At 66.8% G+C, this 18778-nt stretch carries 20 protein-coding genes; 6 read left to right on the top strand and 14 right to left on the bottom strand.

Annotated features, from left to right (window positions below; translation table 11 throughout):
* Positions 1-50: 50 nt before the first annotated feature.
* Both LMA02_RS16000 and LMA02_RS15995 read left to right on the top strand, forming a co-directional pair.
* Entirely contained in the window at positions 51-1457 is a 1407-nt protein-coding gene (locus LMA02_RS16000) for an ATP-binding protein (protein ID WP_228906187.1), read from the top strand.
* Between the two features lie 13 nt (positions 1458-1470).
* The gene (locus LMA02_RS15995) at positions 1471-2013 is read left to right on the top strand and encodes a response regulator transcription factor (RefSeq protein WP_011658200.1); all 543 of its coding nucleotides are present in this window, start codon (positions 1471-1473) and stop codon (positions 2011-2013) included.
* A 109-nt stretch (positions 2014-2122) separates the two neighbouring features.
* Here the strand turns inward: LMA02_RS15995 and hslU are convergent, their stop codons facing one another.
* From hslU to LMA02_RS15950, 9 genes are all read right to left on the bottom strand, one after another.
* Positions 2123-3466, bottom strand: a complete 1344-nt coding sequence (gene hslU, locus LMA02_RS15990) for an ATP-dependent protease ATPase subunit HslU (protein WP_175699635.1) — start codon at positions 3464-3466, stop codon at positions 2123-2125.
* 10 nt (positions 3467-3476) lie between these two features.
* Positions 3477-4013: an ATP-dependent protease subunit HslV gene (gene hslV / locus LMA02_RS15985; protein ID WP_006760749.1), complete on the bottom strand. Its 537-nt coding sequence runs from the start codon at positions 4011-4013 to the stop codon at positions 3477-3479.
* A gap of 235 nt (positions 4014-4248) precedes the next feature.
* Positions 4249-4665 carry an RNA polymerase-binding protein DksA gene (dksA, locus tag LMA02_RS15980; protein WP_006477498.1) on the bottom strand — a complete coding sequence of 139 codons (417 nt, stop codon included), beginning with the start codon at positions 4663-4665 and terminating at the stop codon, positions 4249-4251.
* A gap of 491 nt (positions 4666-5156) precedes the next feature.
* The gene (locus tag LMA02_RS15975) at positions 5157-6242 is read right to left on the bottom strand and encodes a CobW family GTP-binding protein (protein WP_228906186.1); all 1086 of its coding nucleotides are present in this window, start codon (positions 6240-6242) and stop codon (positions 5157-5159) included.
* A 192-nt stretch (positions 6243-6434) separates the two neighbouring features.
* Positions 6435-7649 (bottom strand): class I SAM-dependent rRNA methyltransferase, encoded by a 1215-nt coding sequence (locus LMA02_RS15970; RefSeq protein WP_228906183.1) that lies wholly within the window; start codon positions 7647-7649, stop codon positions 6435-6437.
* 76 nt (positions 7650-7725) lie between these two features.
* Positions 7726-8646 carry a tyrosine recombinase XerC gene (gene xerC, locus LMA02_RS15965; RefSeq protein ID WP_228906182.1) on the bottom strand — a complete coding sequence of 307 codons (921 nt, stop codon included), beginning with the start codon at positions 8644-8646 and terminating at the stop codon, positions 7726-7728.
* A 13-nt stretch (positions 8647-8659) separates the two neighbouring features.
* Complete coding sequence (locus tag LMA02_RS15960; RefSeq protein WP_228906181.1) at positions 8660-9385, bottom strand: DUF484 family protein; 726 nt, start codon at positions 9383-9385, stop codon at positions 8660-8662.
* 37 nt (positions 9386-9422) lie between these two features.
* Complete coding sequence (gene dapF, locus LMA02_RS15955) at positions 9423-10292, bottom strand: diaminopimelate epimerase (protein WP_228906180.1); 870 nt, start codon at positions 10290-10292, stop codon at positions 9423-9425.
* Between the two features lie 232 nt (positions 10293-10524).
* Positions 10525-11409 carry a lipid A biosynthesis lauroyl acyltransferase gene (locus LMA02_RS15950; protein ID WP_228906179.1) on the bottom strand — a complete coding sequence of 295 codons (885 nt, stop codon included), beginning with the start codon at positions 11407-11409 and terminating at the stop codon, positions 10525-10527.
* A 265-nt stretch (positions 11410-11674) separates the two neighbouring features.
* Here LMA02_RS15950 and metK point away from each other — a divergent pair, with 265 nt between their 5' ends.
* Positions 11675-12862: a methionine adenosyltransferase gene (gene metK / locus LMA02_RS15945; RefSeq protein WP_006753004.1), complete on the top strand. Its 1188-nt coding sequence runs from the start codon at positions 11675-11677 to the stop codon at positions 12860-12862.
* 110 nt (positions 12863-12972) lie between these two features.
* On the opposite strand, the gene LMA02_RS15940 is transcribed toward metK, so the two are convergent.
* A complete protein-coding gene (locus LMA02_RS15940) occupies positions 12973-13314 on the bottom strand; it encodes a hypothetical protein (RefSeq protein ID WP_166725643.1) in 342 nt (113 codons plus the stop codon).
* 353 nt (positions 13315-13667) lie between these two features.
* Between LMA02_RS15940 and LMA02_RS15935 the strand changes: the two genes are divergently transcribed.
* Complete coding sequence (locus LMA02_RS15935) at positions 13668-14441, top strand: phytanoyl-CoA dioxygenase family protein (RefSeq protein WP_166725644.1); 774 nt, start codon at positions 13668-13670, stop codon at positions 14439-14441.
* A 180-nt stretch (positions 14442-14621) separates the two neighbouring features.
* Here the strand turns inward: LMA02_RS15935 and LMA02_RS15930 are convergent, their stop codons facing one another.
* Positions 14622-14828, bottom strand: coding sequence for a DUF3185 family protein (locus tag LMA02_RS15930; RefSeq protein WP_006753007.1), 207 nt, complete (start codon positions 14826-14828; stop codon positions 14622-14624).
* Between the two features lie 184 nt (positions 14829-15012).
* On the opposite strand from LMA02_RS15930, the gene mgrA reads away from it, so the two are divergent.
* Complete coding sequence (gene mgrA / locus LMA02_RS15925) at positions 15013-16056, top strand: L-glyceraldehyde 3-phosphate reductase (RefSeq protein ID WP_228906178.1); 1044 nt, start codon at positions 15013-15015, stop codon at positions 16054-16056.
* A 117-nt stretch (positions 16057-16173) separates the two neighbouring features.
* Here the strand turns inward: mgrA and LMA02_RS15920 are convergent, their stop codons facing one another.
* The 3 genes from LMA02_RS15920 to LMA02_RS15910 all read right to left on the bottom strand — a co-directional run bounded on the left by LMA02_RS15920 (position 16174) and on the right by LMA02_RS15910 (position 18177).
* Positions 16174-16359, bottom strand: a complete 186-nt coding sequence (locus LMA02_RS15920) for a hypothetical protein (RefSeq protein WP_006753009.1) — start codon at positions 16357-16359, stop codon at positions 16174-16176.
* 297 nt (positions 16360-16656) lie between these two features.
* Positions 16657-17538, bottom strand: coding sequence for a DMT family transporter (locus tag LMA02_RS15915; protein WP_228906177.1), 882 nt, complete (start codon positions 17536-17538; stop codon positions 16657-16659).
* A 459-nt stretch (positions 17539-17997) separates the two neighbouring features.
* Positions 17998-18177 carry a hypothetical protein gene (locus LMA02_RS15910; RefSeq protein WP_228906176.1) on the bottom strand — a complete coding sequence of 60 codons (180 nt, stop codon included), beginning with the start codon at positions 18175-18177 and terminating at the stop codon, positions 17998-18000.
* A gap of 363 nt (positions 18178-18540) precedes the next feature.
* Here LMA02_RS15910 and LMA02_RS15905 point away from each other — a divergent pair, with 363 nt between their 5' ends.
* Positions 18541-18753 (top strand): hypothetical protein, encoded by a 213-nt coding sequence (locus tag LMA02_RS15905; RefSeq protein WP_014895745.1) that lies wholly within the window; start codon positions 18541-18543, stop codon positions 18751-18753.
* Positions 18754-18778: the final 25 nt, after the last annotated feature.

Genomic DNA, 18778 nt, shown 5'->3' with positions numbered 1-18778 from the left:
GATCCGGCCCCCGGTAGAGGCGCCGTGCGCTAAACGGGTAAACTGCTCGGATGCAACGAATCACCACCACCGGGCGCGTCAACCTCAGTCACCTGTTCTGGCTGCGCAATCTCGCGATCATCGGCCAGCTCGTGACGATCGGCGTCGTGCAGACCTATTTCGGCGTGCACCTGCCGTTGCCGGCGATGCTGATGGTCATCGCGCTCGAAATCGTTTTCAACGCGCTGACCTGGGTGCGCGTGCTGCGCGCGCGGCCCGAGACCGATTTCGAGCTGCTCGGCCAGCTGTGGGTCGACCTCGGTGCGCTGTCGGCGCTGCTGTTCCTGTCGGGCGGCACGACTAACCCGTTCGTGTCGCTGTACCTGCCGTCGCTCGCGATCGCGGCGGCCGTGCTGCCGTGGCACCTGATGATCTGGCTCGCGGCGTTCGCGGTCGCGTGCTACGCGGCGCTCGGCTTCGATTCGGTGCCCCTCAACATGGATAACCCGGCGAACCTGTTCGACTACTACCGCACCGGGATGTGGGTGAACTTCATGGTCAGCGTCGGGCTGATCGCGTGGTTCGTCGCGCGCATGTCGAACGCGCTGCGCCAGCGCGATTCGGCGCTCGGCGAAGCGCAGGCGCACCTGCTGCGCGACGAGCGGGCGGTCGCGCTCGGCGTGCAGGCCGCCACCGTCGCACACGAGATGGGCACGCCGCTGTCGACGATCGCGATGCTCGCGGAGGAGCTGCGCGACGCGGCACGCGCCGATCCGGGGCTGGCGCGCTACGAGGCCGACCTGAAGGTGCTGGAAGAGCAGATGACGCTCTGCACGTCGGCGCTCGCGCGCCTGCGCAGCCGCGCGAGCGCGCCGGCGAGCCGCCAGCCGGTGGACGACTGGCTCGATACCTTCGTCGAGCACTGGCGCCTGCGGCATCCGCACGTGCAGTTCGAACTGCTGGGCGCGCGCCCGTCGGGCGTCGCGCTCGACGACACGGTCGCGGCCGGCCAGATCCTGACGATCCTGCTCGACAATGCCGCGCGGGCGAGTCTGCATCGCGTGACGCTGGCCGCGAAGCTCTCGCACAACGAGCGGGCGGCCGACCAGATCGAATTCGAAGTATGCGACGACGGCCCGGGCATTCCGGCCGCGTTGCGCGAATCGCTCGGCGCGATGCCGGTCGACAGCACGCAGGGCGGACACGGAGTCGGCCTGTACCTCGCGTTCAGCGCAGCCGTGCGCCTGGGCGGCGAGATCGAGCTGTCCGATGTCATGCCGCGCGCGGCGGGCGGTAACGGGCGCGCCGCTGGGGGCGCGAATGGTCACGCCGCTGCTGCGTCGGGCCAGCGCACGACCGAACGAGCGGCAGCCACGCCGGACAGCCGCCCGGCCGGCTCGCCGGGCCGCGGCACGCGCGCGGTGCTGCGCCTGCCGGTGGCGCGCATCGCGGCGCCGGCCGCCTCAACCAACACGTAGACGGAGAAACCACATGAGCGAGAACAATTTCCTGGTGATCGACGACAACGAGGTGTTCGCGGGCACGCTCGCGCGCGGCCTCGAGCGCCGCGGCTATGCGGTCCAGCAGGCGCACGACAAGGAGGCGGCGCTGCGGCTCGCGGCCGGCGGCAAGTTCCAGTTCATCACCGTCGACCTGCATCTCGGCGAGGATTCGGGCCTGAGCCTGATCGCGCCGCTGTGCGACCTGCAGCCCGACGCGCGGATCCTCGTGCTGACCGGCTATGCGAGCATCGCGACCGCCGTGCAGGCCGTGAAGGAAGGCGCCGACAACTATCTCGCGAAGCCGGCGAACATCGAGTCGATCCTGGCCGCGCTGCAGACCAACGCCAGCGAAGTGCAGGCCGACGAGGCGCTCGAGAATCCGGTCGTGCTGTCGGTCGACCGGCTCGAATGGGAGCACATCCAGCGCGTGCTCGCGGAGAACAACAACAACATCTCGGCCACCGCGCGCGCGCTGAACATGCACCGCCGCACGCTGCAGCGCAAGCTCGCGAAGAAGCCGGTGCGCCAGTAAGCGGCGCCGCGCCGTCGGCCTGTCGCAACACGGCACCAACGGCACCAACGGCACCAACGAAAACGGGCGGCCCGCCGGGCCGCCCGTTTCGCATTCGACGCCGCGCGCGTTACAGCACGTAGCGCGACAGGTCTTCGTCCTGCGACACTTCGCCGAGCGCACGCTCGACATATTTCGCGTCGATCGTCACGCGCTCGCCGGCGTGGTTGCCGGCCGAGAACGACACTTCCTCGAGCAGCTTCTCGATCACCGTGTACAGCCGGCGCGCACCGATGTTCTCGGTCTTCTCGTTGACCGCATATGCGATCTCGGCGAGGCGGCGGATGCCGTCCGCGGCGAACTCGAGGTGCACGTCTTCCGTGGCGAGCAGCGCCTGGTACTGCTTGACGAGGCTCGCGTCGGTCGCGTCGAGGATTGCCTCGAAATCCTCCACCGACAGCGAGTCGAGCTCGACGCGGATCGGAAAGCGCCCCTGCAGTTCGGGAATCAGGTCGCTCGGCTTCGCGAGGTGGAACGCGCCGCTCGCGATGAACAGGATGTGATCGGTCTTCACCATCCCGTACTTCGTGTTGACGGTCGTGCCCTCGACGAGCGGCAGCAGGTCGCGCTGCACGCCCTGGCGCGACACTTCGCCGCCGCTGCCTTCGTTGTTGCGCGACGTGATCTTGTCGATCTCGTCGAGGAACACGATGCCGTTCTGCTCGACGTTCTGCACGGCCTTCGTCTTCACTTCCTCGTCGTTGAGCATCTTCGCCGCTTCCTCGTCGGTCAGCAGCTTCAGCGCTTCCTTGATCTTTACCTTGCGACGCTGCTTCTTGCCGCTGCCGAGGTTCGAGAACATCGAGCGGATCTGCTCGGTCATCTCTTCCATCCCCGGCGGCGCCATGATGTCCATGCCGGCCGACGGCTGCTCGAGGTCGAGCTCGACTTCCTTGTCGTCGAGCTGGCCTTCGCGCAGGCGCTTGCGGAAGGTCTGGCGCGTCGCGTTGTTGTCGTCGTTAGCGTGATCGGCGTTGCCGCCGAAGCCGACCGCGCGCGGTTGCGGCAGCAGGACGTCGAGGATGCGGTCTTCCGCCTGGTCGGTCGCCTTGCTGCGCACCTTGCGCATCTCGGATTCACGCGTCTGCTTGATCGAGATCTCGATCAGGTCGCGCACGATGCTGTCGACGTCACGGCCGACGTAGCCGACTTCGGTGAACTTGGTTGCTTCGATCTTGACGAACGGCGCATCGGCGAGCTTCGCGAGGCGGCGCGCGATTTCGGTCTTGCCGACGCCCGTCGGCCCGATCATCAGGATGTTCTTCGGCGTGATTTCCTGGCGCAGCGGCTCGCCGACCTGCTGGCGGCGCCAGCGGTTGCGCAGTGCGACCGCGACGGCCTTCTTCGCCTTGGCCTGACCGATGATGTGCTTGTCGAGTTCCGAGACGATCTCGGCAGGGGTCATGGTGCTCATGGTGCGGTCCTTACTCGATCGTTTCGATGATGCGGTTGTGGTTCGTGTAGATGCACATGTCGCCGGCGATCTCGAGCGACTTCTCGACGATTTCGCGCGGGGACAGCTCGGTGTTCTCCGCGAGCGCGCGGGCCGCGGCCTGCGCGTACGCGCCGCCCGAACCGATCGCGCAGATGCCGCCTTCCGGGTCGAGCACGTCGCCGTTGCCGGTGATCACGAGCGTGGTGGTTGCATCGGCCGTGATCAGCATCGCCTCGAGGCGGCGCAGCATCCGGTCGGTGCGCCAGTCCTTCGCGAGCTCGACGGCCGCGCGGGTCAGGTTGCCCTGGTGCTTCTCGAGCTTCGCCTCGAAGCGATCGAGCAGCGAGAACGCATCGGCGGTGCCGCCCGCGAATCCGACCAGAACCTGGTTGTTGTAGATCCGCCGCACTTTCCGCGCGCCACCCTTCATGACGATGTTGCCGAGGGTTACCTGGCCGTCGCCGCCGAGCGCGACCTTGTCGCCGCGCCGGACCGAAACGATGGTCGTGCCGTGAAATTGCTCCATCTGCGTTCCTTGAGAAAAACGGGGAAGAGTCGGGCGGCGCGAGGCGCCGCCGCGTGAATCGCAGTGCGCCGGGGAGCGGCCCGGCGCGCGTCCGATTCATTTTAGGGCGGGCGCCGGGATATCAAGAGGAGGAGGGGCAAATCGGCCGGCCGGGAACCGGCGCCGGAAAAACAAAAAGCGCGCGGCAGGCCGCGCGCTTCCGGGAAGCAGCGTGTCAGAGCGGAACGCCGCTCGATCAGTCGCCGAACAGCTTCTGGCGCAGCTCGCGGCGCTCTTGCGCCTCGAGCGACAGCGTGGCCGTCGGGCGCGCGAGCAGGCGCGGAATGCCGATCGGTTCGCCGGTTTCCTCGCACCAGCCGTAATCGCCGGAATCGATGCGGGCGAGCGACTGCTGAACCTTCTTGAGGAGTTTGCGTTCGCGATCGCGCGTACGCAGCTCGAGCGCGTGCTCTTCCTCGATCGTCGCACGATCGGCGGGGTCGGGCACGATCACCGTCTCGCGCAGATTCTCGGTCGTCTGGCCGGCATTCTTGAGGATGTCCGCCTGCAACTGTTCGAGCCGATTTTTGAAGAAGGCGAGCTGATCCTCATTCATGTAATCCTTGTCGCTCATCTTCAGGATTTCGGCTTCGGTCAAGAGTTTCTTCGTCATCTGCTTGCTTCTTCAATGTGCGGCAAATCAGGAGATATTGCCTGCACTTTGGGATTACCCGCAACCGCGCTTGCAATCATTTGCGATCTGCCGCCGCGGGGCCGAAAGCCTCTGGAAAACCGGTTCTCAAATACCAGGACAGGCCTGGCGCTGATTTGCGCGCGGCGAACCGGTGCTGCGCGGCAAATCGCATCGGCCGCGGCCGGGTGGCGGATGGGCGATCCGGCGCGGTTGCGACGCCCGGTATTGGTTCAGCAAGAACCGGGCCTGTTATTGCCGTACTCCAGCGGGCACGTATTGTAACTGAATCGCAAGCGGGCGCCGTATCGGGTCGATCCCCGTCGGCTGCGCCAATATCTAGAAAATATAACGCGCAAATCGCGAAAAAGCGATGACGGTGAAACCCTTGCCGCGCAAGGGCGCCACACAAGCACCGCGGCCGCCCGCGAAGGCGGCCGCGTGGAAGGCGTCCGATGCCGGGGCCTGAACGCTCAGGCGAGGCAGGCGTCGAGGCCGTCGGTGATCAGGTCCTGCGGCAGATCGACGCCGATGAACACCATCTTGTTGGTCTTCTTCTCGACCGGCAGCCACTTCGCGGCGAGGTCGCTGCCCATCATCTGGTGCACGCCCTGGAACACGACCTTGCGATCGACGCCCTTCATGTACAGCACGCCCTTGTAGCGCAGCATCCGTTCGCCGTAGATCTGCAGGATGCCGCCGAGGAAGTCTTCCAGCTTGTTCGGGTCGAACGGGCGGTCGTTGCGATACACGAACGACTTGATCTTGTCGTCGTGGTGCGCGTGGTGGTGGTGATGGCCGTGGTCGTGATCGTGCGCGCATTGACCGTGATCGTGGTCGCAATTCGCGTGATCGTGATCATGGCCGTGATCGTGGTGATCGTGGTGATCGTGCGCGTGATCGTCCTCGGCGAGGAAATCCGGGTCGATCTCGAGCTTCGCATTCAGGTTGAAGCCGCGCAGATCGAAGATTTCCTTGATGTCGGCTTCGCCGAAGTTGACGATCTTGATCGTCGCCTTCGGGTTCATGTGCATCAGGCGGTGCTTGAGGCCGGCGACGGTCTGGTCGTCGACGAGGTCCGACTTCGTGATGAACAGGCGGTCGGCGAAGCCGACCTGGCGCTGCACGACTTCGTGTTCGTCGAGCTGCGCGTTCGCGTGCTTCGCGTCGACGAGCGTGATGACTGCGTCGAGCAGGAAGTCGTCGGCGATTTCGCTGTCGATGAAGAACGTCTGCGCGACGGGGCCCGGGTTCGCGAGGCCGGTGGTTTCGATCACGATGCGGTCGAAGTCGAGCTTGCCTTCGCGCTTCTTCGCGGCCAGATCGCCGAGCGCGCGGGCGAGGTCGCCGCGGATCGTGCAGCAGATGCAGCCGTTGCTCATCTGGATGATCTGCTCGTTCGAATCCTGCACGAGGATCTCGTTGTCGATGTTCTCTTCGCCGAACTCGTTCTCGATCACGGCGATCTTCATGCCGTGCTGTTCGTTCAGGATGCGCTTGAGCAGCGTCGTCTTGCCGCTGCCGAGGAAGCCGGTGAGGATGGTGACGGGAGTGGCCATGTCGGTCGCCTGTGGTTCGTGAATCGGGGTCAAAACCAGGATGTGCGTCGCGCCTCCCGCTGCGAACGGGGGCGCACAACCATCCATTGAAACATACCTGTCAAGCCCCCGCCCGTCGTCCGGACGACAGGCGAAAGCGCTGGCCCGCCAGATCGGGCTGGCGCGCCGGGATGTCCGCCAAGATCGGGGCGATCAGACGATTTGCAACAGCAGGCCCTTCAGATATTCGCCTTCCGGGAACGCGGCGAGCAGCGGGTGGTCGACGCCCGCGCCGAGCCGCTTCAGGATGCGCGCGTCGACTTTCGCGTCGGCCGCCGCGCCCGCGACGATCTTCTGGAACAGGTCCATGTCGATCGCGCCCGAGCACGAGTACGTGAACAGCAGGCCGCCCGGGCGCAGCAGCTTGAAGCCGCTCAGGTTGATGTCCTTGTAGGCGCGCGCCGCGCGATCGACGCTGTCGCGGGTCGGCGCGAACTTCGGCGGATCGAGCACGATCAGGTCGAAACGCTCGCCTTCGTCGACGAGGCGGCGCAGCGTCTTGAATGCATCGGCGTCGAGCCAGGTCGCGCGTTCGGCGTCGAAGCCGTTGGCCACGACGTTCTGCTGCGCGAGCGCGAGCGCATCGCCCGACGAGTCGATCGACACGACGCGTTTCGCGCCGCCCTTGAGCGCCGCGAGCGAGAAGCCGCCCGTGTAGCAGAAGCAGTTCAGCACGTCGCGGTCGGCCGCGTACTGCGCGACCAGCGCACGGTTGTCGCGCTGATCGACGTAGAAGCCCGTCTTGTGCCCGTTCGGCACGTCGACGTGATAGCGCACGCCGTTTTCGTTCGAGATCAGCGTCGCGGGCGGCGCATCGCCGGCCAGCACGCCGGTCGTCTGTTCGAGCCCTTCCTTGTCGCGGATCGACACGTCCGAGCGCTCGTACACGTTCGGGCAGCCGGTCGCGCCGGTGAGTGCCGCGACGATCGCCTCCTTCCATGCTTCGACGCCCGCGGCCATGAACTGGCAGACGAGCTGGCCGCGCGGCGCGGCGCCGGCTTCGGCCGTGTCCGCGACGTAGTAGTCGACGATCAGCCCCGGCAGCCCGTCGGCCTCGCCGAACACGAGCCGCACCGCGCCCGTGCCCGACACCATCGTCGTACGGTGCGCGACCGCGCGCTGCACGCGGCGCTTGAAGAAGGCGTGATCGATCGGCTCGTTCTCGTCGAAGCTCCACACGCGCACGCGGATCTGCGACTGCGGGCTGTACGCGCCGCGCGCGAGGAAGCGGCCGTCGTGCGCACGCACGATGACGGTCGCGCCGGGCGCAGGCTTGCCGTCGACGCGGTCGATCGCATTGGCGTAGATCCACGGATGGCGGCGCAGCAGCGATTTTTCCTTGGACGGCTTGAGGGTGACGGTTTGCATGATGAGATCGAAATGGGCCGTGCGCGAAGCCGGCCGTGGCCGGCCGCCGCGCGCGGCGGGTAATACGGGACGCGCGTCAGTCGCGCTTCTTCGCGCGCGGATGCGCGCTGTCGTAAATCTTCGCGAGGTGCTGGAAGTCGAGCGACGTGTAGACCTGCGTCGCGGAGACGCTCGCGTGGCCGAGCAGTTCCTGCACCGCGCGCAGGTCGCCGCTCGACTGCAGCACGTGCGTCGCGAACGAATGGCGCAGTACGTGCGGGTGGACGTTGGCGGGGATGCCCGCGGCGAGCGCCGCGCGCTTCACGCGGTCGCGCACGACGCCCGGCGCCATCCGGTTGCCGCGCACGGACACGAACAGCGGATGCGGGTCGTGCTTCACGAATTCGCCGCGCACCGCGAGCCACGCGTTCAGCGCATCGATCGCCTTGCGGCCGACCGGCACCTTGCGTTCCTTGTTGCCCTTGCCGCGCACGGTGACTTCGGCTTCGGCGAGATCGAGCCAGCCGGCCGAGCGGTAGCCGTCGGCCTGCGTGTACATGACGTCGAGCCCGACCAGTTCGGCAAGGCGCAGCCCCGATGAATAGAACAGCTCGAGGATCGCGTGATCGCGGATGCCTTCGGTCGTGCCGGCGAGCGGCGCGTCCATCAGCGCCGAGGCGTCGTCGACCGACAGCGCTTTCGGCAGGGTTTTCGGGCGCTTCGGCGCGCGCACCGCGGCGACCGGGTTCGCGGGCATCTCGATGCGCTGCGCGAGCCAGCGGTAGAACGCGCGCCAGGCGGACAGCCGGTGCGAGATCGAGCGCGCGGACAGTCCGCCCGCATGCGCGCGCGCGACCGCGCCACGCATGTCGGCGGCCGTCAGCGCGTGGAGCGGGCGGCCGGCGGCGAGCTTCTTCAGTTCGTCGAGTTCGTGCGTGTACGCACGCAGCGTGTGTTCCGACAGCTGCCTGACGTGCTTCAGGTTCGACAGGTAGGCGGCGATCGGATCGTCGGTCATCGCGGGCGCGACATCAGTGCGGCAGCAGGCGCGTGAGCGCGGCGCTTGCAAGCGTCGCGATCTGCGCGAGGAAGTCGGTCGCCATTCCGTCGTGGAAGCGGCGCGGATCGGGCGAGCCGAGCACGAGCAGGCCGAACGCGGGCGCATCGGTGCCGGCGAGCGGCGCGCGCAGCGCGAGCAGCGCGACCGACGCGGCCGTGCCGTCGCCGGCCGGCGCGGCTTCGGCGCCTTCCGCCGCATTCACGGCCGGTGCCGCGAGCGCGGGCGCGAGCCACTGGGCGGCCTCGAAACCGGTGTTCGCGCCGCAGTACGGCGTCGACAGCCCGTTCGTGAACAGGCGCACTTCCTCGCCGACCTGGCGCGCGAAATCGGCCTGCGCGTAGGTGTCGGCGACGTCCCACACGCGCAGCGCGGTTTGCGGCACGTCGAACACGTCGGCGAGGCCTTCGGCGATCGTGCGCGGCAGCGCGTACGGGTCGCGTTCCGCGATCACGCGCGCGGTCCAGCGGCTGAACTTCGCGGACAGGCTGTCGTTCTCGTGGCCGTAGCGCACGAGCTCGGCGAGCCGGCGCTCGAGATGCTTGTTCTTGTCGCGCAGCATCTCCATCTGCCGCTCCTGCAGCGAGATCGCGGCCTTGCCGTGCGGGTTCGCGAGGCGGATCGTCGCGAGCAGTTCGGCGTGCTGCGCGAAGAATTCGGGATTGGCGAGCAGGTAGTCGGCGACTTCGCGATCGTTCATGTGGCTGGAGCGTTCAGTTATCAAGGACGTTGCAGGGTCAGGCGTTCAGGTCGATCTCGCCTTCGAACACGGTCGCGGCGGGCCCGGCCATCATCAGCGCGGCGGCTTCGTCGCGCGCGCCGTCCCAGCCGATCGTCAGCGTGCCGCCGTGCGTATGGACGGTCACGGGCGAATCGAGCAGGCCGCGCCGGATGCCGGCCGCGACCGCCGCGCACGCACCGGTGCCGCACGCGAGCGTCTCGCCCGCGCCGCGTTCGTACACGCGCAGCTTCACTTCGTGGCGCGACACGATCTGCATGAAGCCGGCGTTCACGCGCTGCGGGAAGCGCGCATGGCGTTCGATCAGCGGGCCTTCTTCCAGCACGGGATACGCTTCGACGTCGTCGACGACCTGCACCGCATGCGGATTGCCCATCGACACCGCCGAAATCCAGCGCGTCGCGCCGCCGACGTCCAGCGGCCACAGTGTGTCGGGGCCTTCGGCGCGGCCGTCGAGGCCCGACGTATCAAACGGCACCTGCGCCGGCGCGAACACGGGCGCCCCCATGTCGACGACGACTTCGCCGTTGTCCTGCAGCGTCAGCGTGATCAGGCCCTTCATGACCTGCACGCGCACGCTGCGCTTGTCGGTCAGGCCGCGGTCGCTGACGAACTTCACGAAGCAGCGTGCGCCGTTGCCGCAGTGTTCGACCTCGCCGCCGTCGCAATTGAAGATCCGGTACTTGAAATCCGCGCCGTCGACGGTCGGCTTTTCGACGAGCAGCAACTGGTCGGCGCCGATGCCGAAGTGCCGGTTGGCGAGCGCACGCACTTGCGCTTCGGTGAGCGGCGGCAACGCACGCGAATAGCCGTCGAGCACGACGAAGTCGTTGCCCGCGCCGTGCATCTTGGTGAACGAGAGTTTCACTGGGTCCGGAATTCCATGACGAACAAGGCGGCCAGCACGACGCGAACGGCCGGCGGCCGTGCCGGGCGGCGTCGTTCGTCGTGCTGATCTCAGCCGCAAATGATACATGCAGCGGACAGGGGCGTCCTGCACGGCCATGCCGGCATCGCGCCGGAAATGGCGCTGCGTCTCGAAGCGGGGCTTGGCGCAGGCGCGCGCATGACGGCGCGCCCGCGGGTGTCGCCCGGCAGGGTCAGTACAGGCTCGGCTCGCCGGGCGGGCGCGTCTTGAAGCGCTTGTGAACCCAGTAGTACTGCTCGGGCATCAGCGGGATCTGTTCCTCGAGGAATTCGTTCATCCGCCGCGCGTCGAGATCGTCGTCGCCGGTCGGGTAGTCGGCCCACGGCTTGAAGACCTTCAGCCGGTAGCCCTTGTAGTTCGGCAGCACCTCGCCGATAAAGGGCAGAACCTGCGCGTGGCCGGTCTTCGCGAACCGGCCGACGGCCGTCAGCGTGCAGGCGGGTACGCCGAAGAAGGGCACGAACGTCGAGTTGCGCAGCCCGTAGTCCATGTCGGCGCCCAGCATCACCGGCTTGCGGTCGCGCAGCCAGCGCAGCACGGTACGCGCGCTGTCGGCCCGGCTCGCCAGTTCCGCGCCGAAGCGGCTGCGGCCGGCTTTGGCCGCGGCTTCGATTTCCGGGTTCTTCATCGGCGTGTAGAGCGAGCCGCACGTGCGGCCGAGTGCGAGATTGATCGCCATCGAGCCGGCCTCGATGCCGACGAAATGGAAGCCGAGCAGGAGGGTCGGCGGCATGTCCGGATCGCTGAGGTCGACCTCGCTCTCGACCGTGAACAGCTTGCGGTAGGCCTGTTCCGACGCGAACCACTGATAGCTGCGCTCGACGTAGCTGCGGATCGCATGGCGGAAATGCTGGCCGGCCACTTCCTCGCGTCGTTCGTCGCTCCAGTCGGGGAAGCAGAGTTTCAGATTGGTATGTACGATGCGCTTTCGCCGGCTGGGAATCTGGTACAGCAGCCAGCCGAGGCCATCGCCGAACCGTGCGGTCAAACCGTACGGCAGCAGGGCGAGCAGCTTCAGAAAGCCGATGGCGAGATGCGTGCCGAGGCGGCCTAGCATGCGGAATCTCCGTGGGGCCGGCTGGCCGGCACGTTGCGAACAGGGGGGATGGACAGCGGGCGATGCAGCACGGGCGACGCTCTGTGACAATTCACGAAAGTCGCTATAATACGGGCTTCGCCGAGTTAACTGACAACTTGCGGGGCGAAGCCGGCTGGCGCGAAGCGCGCTGCCCGGTCCTGGTAATCCGCTAAAGCGTCGCCGCTTCAGGCCCAACGAAGCTGGCTACGTGAAACCAACCGTAACCACACAGGAGCCTGAAAAAGTGGCAAACGATTATCTCTTCACGTCCGAATCCGTCTCTGAAGGCCATCCGGACAAGGTCGCGGACCAAATCTCGGACGCGATTCTCGACGCCATCCTCGAGCAGGACAAATATTCCCGCGTTGCGGCCGAAACGCTGTGCAACACGGGTCTCGTCGTCCTGGCTGGTGAAATCACCACGACGGCGAACATCGATTACATCCAGATCGCGCGCGACACGATCAAGCGCATCGGCTACGACAACACCGACTACGGCATCGACTACAAGGGTTGCGCGGTGCTCGTCGCGTACGACAAGCAGTCGCCCGACATCGCGCAAGGCGTCGATCGCGCACATGACGACAACCTCGATCAAGGCGCGGGCGACCAGGGCCTGATGTTCGGTTACGCATGCGACGAAACGCCGGAACTGATGCCGCTGCCGATCTACCTGTCGCACCGCCTCGTCGAGCGCCAGGCCAGCCTGCGCCGTGACGGCCGCCTGCCGTGGCTGCGTCCGGACGCGAAGTCGCAGGTGACGGTTCGCTACGTCGACGGCCGCCCGGATTCGATCGACACCGTCGTGCTGTCGACGCAGCACGCACCGGACATCGAACTGCCGGCGCTGCGCGAAGCCGTGATCGAGGAAATCATCAAGCCGACGCTGCCGGCCGACCTGATCAAGGGCGACATCAAGTTCCTGGTGAACCCGACCGGCCGGTTCGTGATCGGCGGCCCGCAGGGCGACTGCGGCCTGACGGGCCGCAAGATCATCGTCGACACGTACGGCGGTGCCGCACCGCACGGCGGCGGCGCGTTCTCGGGCAAGGATCCGTCTAAGGTCGACCGTTCGGCAGCGTATGCCGGCCGCTACGTCGCGAAGAACATCGTCGCGGCAGGCCTCGCATCGCGCGCGCTGATCCAGGTGTCGTACGCGATCGGCGTCGCCGAGCCGACCTCGGTGATGGTCAACACGTTCGGCACGGGCCGCGTGTCGGATGCCGTGATCACGAAGCTCGTGCGCGAGCATTTCGACCTGCGTCCGAAGGGCATCATCAAGATGCTCGACCTGCTGCGCCCGATCTACGAGAAGACGGCAGCTTACGGCCACTTCGGTCGCGAAGAACCGGAATTCTCGTGGGAAGCAACCGACAAGGCACTCGTGCTGGCCGAAGCGGCCGGCGTGGAGCCGACGGCACGCGTCGCGTAAGCGTCGTCCCGCCTGAAACAAAAAACCCCGGCATGCCGGGGTTTTTTTATGCGTGTCGAGCGCCGGCGAAATGACGGCAAGCGTGGCGGGCACGGCCCGCCGGCGCGGTTTCAGCGTGCGCTGAACCCAAACCACCCGTTGCTGGCCGCGAGGCGGCGCGGGCGGTTGATGCGGCGCTGCGGGCCGAGCGTGCGACGCAGCGCGAGCGCGCGCAGCGACGACGGCTTCTGCAGCAGCGAACGCAGGCCGGCGCGGCGTGCGAACGCCTGCGCGCTCATCATCGAGAAGAATGCGTGGAACCACGCACGGATGCCGTCCAGCCGGCTGTGCGCGTGCGTGTGCTCGGCGAGCGCCTGCGTGCGGGCGCGGTGATGGCGCAGCGAGCGGGCGGGAGCGGACGGCACGACGCGCTTCGCAACGCGGTTGAGACGGGAAGTCAGACGGAATGGCATGTGAACGATGCTTCGCTTGTATGGATGGCGCCCTTGAAGAGCGCACTGGTATGAACGGCCTCGGATGACGCAACGGATCTTACCGAAAGTCGTTGCGCGCCGCGCCCGCCAGAATTGACAGGCCGCGACAGGCTACAAGGGTTTCATGACGCGCAAAAGTCGCGATAAACCCTTGTGCCGCAAGCGAGTCGCCGCATACCGCCTGTCGCTGAGGCTCGCGCCGCGCCGTACAGTTCCCTTGATCCCGATCAAATCGGCGATTGGCATGCCCCTGCGCACGACAATGGTGCTGTTCGCGGTATCCGGTGCCGATTTACAATCGTTACATTCACACAATAAACGTCTGGCATCCCATGTCGTCTTCATTGCAGTCGGAATCGATCCGCGCGCAAGTCGCGGAATTGCGCGAACGTGGTTTCGTCGTCGCGCGCGGCCTCGTCAGCGAAGCGCAGTGCGCGGCGCTCAAGCGCATCGCGGAGCGCCAGTTGCAGGAAGCGGCGGAGCCGATCGAGTTCGAGGCGGATTTGCGCTACCCGGGCGCGCCGGACTCGAAGCATGCGCCGGGCGGGCATACGGTGCGGCGGCTGCTGGACGCCTATGGGCGCGATCCGGCGTTCGCCGAGCGCGCGATCGCGCCCGAAATCGGCGCGTGGATGCGCGAGTACTTCGGCGAGCAGCCGGTGCTGTCGCGCACGCATCACAACTGCATGATGACGAAGCACCCCGCGTACGGGAGCCTGACGGGCTGGCATCGCGACTTCCGCTACTGGTCGTTCGAACGCGCGGACATGGTGTCGGTGTGGCTCGCGCTCGGGCCGGAAACGAATGAAAACGGCGCGCTCTGGCTGGTGCCGGGGTCGCACACGGCCGAATTCGGGCCGGAAGCGTTCGACGATGCGAAGTTCTTCCGCGGCGACCTGCCGGAGAACCGCAAGATGATCGATGCGGCAACCTGCCCGCCGCTCCAGACGGGCGACGTCGTGTTCTTCCACTGCAACACGCTGCATTCCGCGGGGCAGAACCGCTCCGACCAGGTGAAGTTCTCGCTGGTCTACACGTATCACGGGGTGAGCAACCGGCCGGTGCCGGGCACGCGTTCGGCGACGAAGCCGGAAGTGCAGTTCTAGCAGCGGTCCGGACGGCGATGCCGCCGTGCCGGTTGCCCGACGCCGGTCGCCCGCTGCCGGTCGCCCGCTGCGGCGCTGCTGCCGCGCGGGCGGATGAAGAACGGGCGGCCTGGGCCGCCCGTTGCGTTTTGAGCAGCCCGCCGCGCGCCGCGAGTCGTCGCGAGCCGCGCGGCTGCGCGATCAGCGCTTGTTGCCCGGCATCGCGAGGCCGATCAGGCCGATCAGCGAGGCGACGGCGCCGCCTGCGATCAGCAGGATCGTCTTCGTGGCGGGCGAGCCGGTGAAGAAGCGCGACATGTTGTCGTTGATCGAATGGAACGACTGGCCGCCGAAATACAGCAGCACGACGCCGCCGACGAGCAGTGCAACCGAGATGACCCGGGACATACCAACCTCGCTGTAACGGTGATTCGAGACGCCGCAGTGTAGGCGACGTGCGCGGTCGCGTCCATTGCCGTGCATGCTCGCGCCGCGTTCGCTACCATAGCCGTCGTGTGTTTCCTTCGCCGCCGGCGCGCGATGCTCGCGTGCGGCGCGCGTCCCTTCCTCGACGTCCTGACGGAACCGACCCATGGCCTACGAAGCAGCTTCCGAACGTTATGCCGACATGCAATACCGCACCTGCGGCAAATCCGGGCTCAAACTGCCCGCCCTGTCGCTCGGCCTGTGGCACAACTTCGGCGACTCGACGCCGATCGACACGCAGCGCGACATCCTGCGCACCGCGTTCGACCTCGGCATCACTCACTTCGACCTGGCGAACAACTACGGGCCGCCGTACGGCAGCGCCGAAACCAATTTCGGCCGGCTGCTGAAGGAAGATTTCCGGCCGTACCGCGACGAGCTGCTGATCTCGACGAAGGCCGGCTGGGACATGTGGCCGGGGCCGTACGGCAGCGGCGGCGGGTCGCGCAAGTACGTGCTCGCGAGCCTCGACCAGAGCCTGCAGCGGATGGGCCTCGACTACGTCGACATCTTCTATTCGCATCGCTTCGACGCGCACACGCCGCTCGAGGAAACGGCGGGCGCGCTCGCGTCGGCCGTGCGGCAGGGCAAGGCGCTGTACATCGGCATCTCGTCGTACTCGGCCGCGAAGACGCGCGAGATGGCCGAACTGCTCGCGCAATACCAGGTGCCGCTGCTGATCCACCAGCCTTCGTACAACATGCTGAACCGCTGGATCGAGCAGGATCTGCTCGGTACGCTCGACGAGATCGGCACGGGCAGCATCGCGTTCACGCCGCTCGCGCAGGGGCTGCTGACGTCGAAATACCTGAACGGCGTGCCGGCCGATGCGCGGGTGAACAAGCCGGGTGGCGGTTCGCTGAAACAGGATCACCTGAGCGCGGACAACCTCGAGCACGTGCGCAAGCTCAACGGCATCGCGGAGCGGCGCGGCCAAAGCCTCGCGCAAATGGCGCTCGCGTGGGTGTTGCGCAATGGCCGCGTGACGTCGGCGCTGATCGGCGCGAGCCGCGCGGAGCAGGTGCGTGAAAACGTGGGCGCGCTGAAGAACCTCGAGTTCTCGGCCGACGAACTCGCGGAGATCGATCGCCATGCGACCGAAGGCGGCATCAATCTGTGGGAAAAGCCGTCAACCGATCAGGCGATCTGATAGGTAGCAAGGACAGTCGATACGGGATGCGAATGATCGCATGCCGTATCGCGGCGCACGCAAGCAAGCCGTCACGTCGCTGCGGTGCAGCGATGTGACCGGTGCGCGAACGGGTCGCTAGAGCAGCGCGGGGAGGCCTTCGACGAGCAATACCGCAACGCCGACGCCAAGCATGACGCCGAGCACGCGCAGCAGGTTGTGGCGGAATTCGGTCGCGCATGGCACCGCGCCGAGAAATAGCGCGCCGGCCAGCGCCATCGGAATCAACAGGATGAAGTCGCCGATCGTGAAATAGGTCGTCATGCGTGTCTCCATAGTCGGCCGGCGCAGGCGCACACGCCTGTACCCGCCCATGCCGGGCATTTTCTAGTGTGCCGACCCGATTGCGAGTGGGGCCGGCAGTTCGAGTATAGGCAACCTCGCGGCGTTTTTCGCTATCCGAACCATTAAAAGTATGCGGAAAACCCCGGGAATTCTGTATTTTCCCCGGGAATCAGACGAATGCCTTGCGCCAGTCTTTCCGGCTCCTTTCCGTTTGCACACAAACGTCGTACGGGTTCGATACGAGCCGCCGCACCCGCGGGTACGGCGGCTGTCCGCTTACGCGCGATCGGGTTGCGCGCAAGCGGCTGGTGTGCGGAACACGAGCACGAGCCCCGCGACGATCGCCCCCATGCCGGCGAGCGCGAGCGGCGCCGGCCGGTTGCCGAGCCAGACCGCGTCCATCAGCGTGGTGACGACGGGCACGAGATAGAACAGGCTCGTCACGTTGACGAGATCGCCGCGCTGCATCAACCGGTAGAACAGCAACTGCGCGATCACCGAGATCACGATGCCGAGCCACAGCAGCGGCACGACGAACGCCCAGCTCGCATCGAGCGAGACGGGGCGGAACGGCAGGATCGCCACGCACAGCGCGAGGCCGATTGCGTTCTGCAGCGGCAGTACGTCGCCAGGCGCCGCGCGCACGCGCTTTTGCAGCAGCGAGCCGATGGTCAGCGCGGCGAGCGCCGTGAGCGCGCATGCGATGCCCATGATCGGCAGGCCGGCGCCGCCCACGCCGCGGCCCACGACGAGCGCGAGGCCGGCCAGCGACAGCGCGAGCCCCGCGACGCGCATCGGTTGCCAGCGCCGCTCGACCATCGCGAGCGTGACGATCGGCTGCACGCCGAGGATCGTCGCGAGCACGCCCGGTGCGATCCCCTGATCGAGCGCGAGCAGGTAGAAGATCGAATAGCCACCCATCATCAGCAGGCCGGTCAGCGCAGCCATGCGCCGCTCGCCGCGCGGCGGCAGCCAGCGGCCGCGCATGACGGCCAGGACGAGCAGCACGAGTGACGCGAGCGCGAAACGTGCGGTGAGAAAGACGAACGCGGATGCGTGACGCAGACCGAGTTCAGCGAAGATCGCGCCGCTGCTCCACAGCAGCACGAAGAGCGACGTCACGCCATGCGCGGCGAGCGCGCGTTTGAACGAAACCATGTGAATCCACCTGTCGAACGGATCGATACGTTCCATGTCGCGCGCGCGGCAACGCGCCGTGCGTGACGACGCACGAACGGCCGCAAACGGGCGAATGGAAAACGAAAAAGCGAAAGCCGGCTGGTCAGCCGACGCGTGCCGCCGGCGGGGGCGGCGCGGCGCCGACGAGCGGCGGTGCGACAGGAGGAGGAAGGACCGACGGATGCGCGCACGCCTGCGGCCGCGAGTCGAACTGCGGCCGGGATTTTGCGAGAGCGGACGTGAACGGATGCATCGTGTCGAAATGCGCTTGAACGCGAATGAGCTTCAACGGTACCGCAAGGCGGCCATCCGGCGCAACTGTCTGCGCAAAGACTCGGTTGCGTGCGGGAACGTCATGTGATGCCGCCGCGTTCGCGCAGGCGCGGCCATGCCGACCGCGAGCACGCCGGCGAGCGCACGCAGCACGAGCATCTGACGTCAGTGCGGCGTGAAGGCGGCGACGAGCGTGAGCAGTGACGACAGCAGCAGCGACATCGTCATCAACCGGTGGCGGCTCGCACCTTTCGACACGAAGCCTGCGAACAGTACCGCGACGCTCGCGCGCGAGTCGTTGCGCGAGCCGCGTTCGAGATAGGGCAGGTAGGCGTCGCGGTGCATGGCCGCGGGCGTGGTTCCGTGGGTGCGGTCACGCGAGATATCCCGACGGCCGTGGCAAAGGCCAGACGATACGCGCGTCGCGCAATTCGCGTGCGTATCGCATGCCCGGCGGGATTCGGCGGACAGTCACATTCGACAGGGTATGATGGGGGTATCCGCCCGTGCAAGCGCACGCGCGACGCAGTGGTTGATTGGAGACATTCGACGAATTCGCGGCACTTCACCCGCTTCTTCTTCTTTTCGCGCTTCGATAAACCGTGAACAATGGGATCACGCGCAACACCCCGCCGAGGGCGGCGCGGATCGTGCGTTTGCCGGCTCGCCAGCGGGCCGGGTTTCAAGATTCAAGAGTGGGGAACCATCATGCATGTCGGGTCGATTGTCTGCACTACCCATATCGCTGTGCCGAAGGGCGCGCGCGGCATCGTTCAGCGCGTTCTGGGCGACATGGCCATGGTGACCTGGTACGCGGGCGTGCCGGGCGAGTCGAAAGAACTCAACACCGAGCCGTTCTTTCTCGAGGACCTGATCGACACCGGCGAATCCGTGCTGCCGGCCGGCGCCGCGGTTCACTGAGCACGCGCGTCGCATCGGACGCTCG

Source organism: Burkholderia sp. B21-005 (assembly GCF_020843965.1).
GTDB lineage: Bacteria > Pseudomonadota > Gammaproteobacteria > Burkholderiales > Burkholderiaceae > Burkholderia > Burkholderia ambifaria.
This window is presented reverse-complemented; position numbering and strand designations above follow the sequence as displayed.

Coding starts and splice junctions, on each gene's coding strand:
- LMA02_RS16000 (WP_228906187.1), top strand. CDS start 51: ATGCAACGAATCACCACCACCGGGCGCGTCAACCTCAGTCACCTGTTC.
- LMA02_RS15995 (WP_011658200.1), top strand. CDS start 1,471: ATGAGCGAGAACAATTTCCTGGTGATCGACGACAACGAGGTGTTCGCG.
- hslU (WP_175699635.1), bottom strand. CDS start 3,466: ATGAGCACCATGACCCCTGCCGAGATCGTCTCGGAACTCGACAAGCAC.
- hslV (WP_006760749.1), bottom strand. CDS start 4,013: ATGGAGCAATTTCACGGCACGACCATCGTTTCGGTCCGGCGCGGCGAC.
- dksA (WP_006477498.1), bottom strand. CDS start 4,665: ATGACGAAGAAACTCTTGACCGAAGCCGAAATCCTGAAGATGAGCGAC.
- LMA02_RS15975 (WP_228906186.1), bottom strand. CDS start 6,242: ATGGCCACTCCCGTCACCATCCTCACCGGCTTCCTCGGCAGCGGCAAG.
- LMA02_RS15970 (WP_228906183.1), bottom strand. CDS start 7,649: ATGCAAACCGTCACCCTCAAGCCGTCCAAGGAAAAATCGCTGCTGCGC.
- xerC (WP_228906182.1), bottom strand. CDS start 8,646: ATGACCGACGATCCGATCGCCGCCTACCTGTCGAACCTGAAGCACGTC.
- LMA02_RS15960 (WP_228906181.1), bottom strand. CDS start 9,385: ATGAACGATCGCGAAGTCGCCGACTACCTGCTCGCCAATCCCGAATTC.
- LMA02_RS15950 (WP_228906179.1), bottom strand. CDS start 11,409: ATGCTAGGCCGCCTCGGCACGCATCTCGCCATCGGCTTTCTGAAGCTG.
- LMA02_RS15940 (WP_166725643.1), bottom strand. CDS start 13,314: ATGCCATTCCGTCTGACTTCCCGTCTCAACCGCGTTGCGAAGCGCGTC.
- LMA02_RS15935 (WP_166725644.1), top strand. CDS start 13,668: ATGTCGTCTTCATTGCAGTCGGAATCGATCCGCGCGCAAGTCGCGGAA.
- LMA02_RS15930 (WP_006753007.1), bottom strand. CDS start 14,828: ATGTCCCGGGTCATCTCGGTTGCACTGCTCGTCGGCGGCGTCGTGCTG.
- mgrA (WP_228906178.1), top strand. CDS start 15,013: ATGGCCTACGAAGCAGCTTCCGAACGTTATGCCGACATGCAATACCGC.
- LMA02_RS15920 (WP_006753009.1), bottom strand. CDS start 16,359: ATGACGACCTATTTCACGATCGGCGACTTCATCCTGTTGATTCCGATG.
- LMA02_RS15915 (WP_228906177.1), bottom strand. CDS start 17,538: ATGGTTTCGTTCAAACGCGCGCTCGCCGCGCATGGCGTGACGTCGCTC.
- LMA02_RS15910 (WP_228906176.1), bottom strand. CDS start 18,177: ATGCACCGCGACGCCTACCTGCCCTATCTCGAACGCGGCTCGCGCAAC.
- LMA02_RS15905 (WP_014895745.1), top strand. CDS start 18,541: ATGCATGTCGGGTCGATTGTCTGCACTACCCATATCGCTGTGCCGAAG.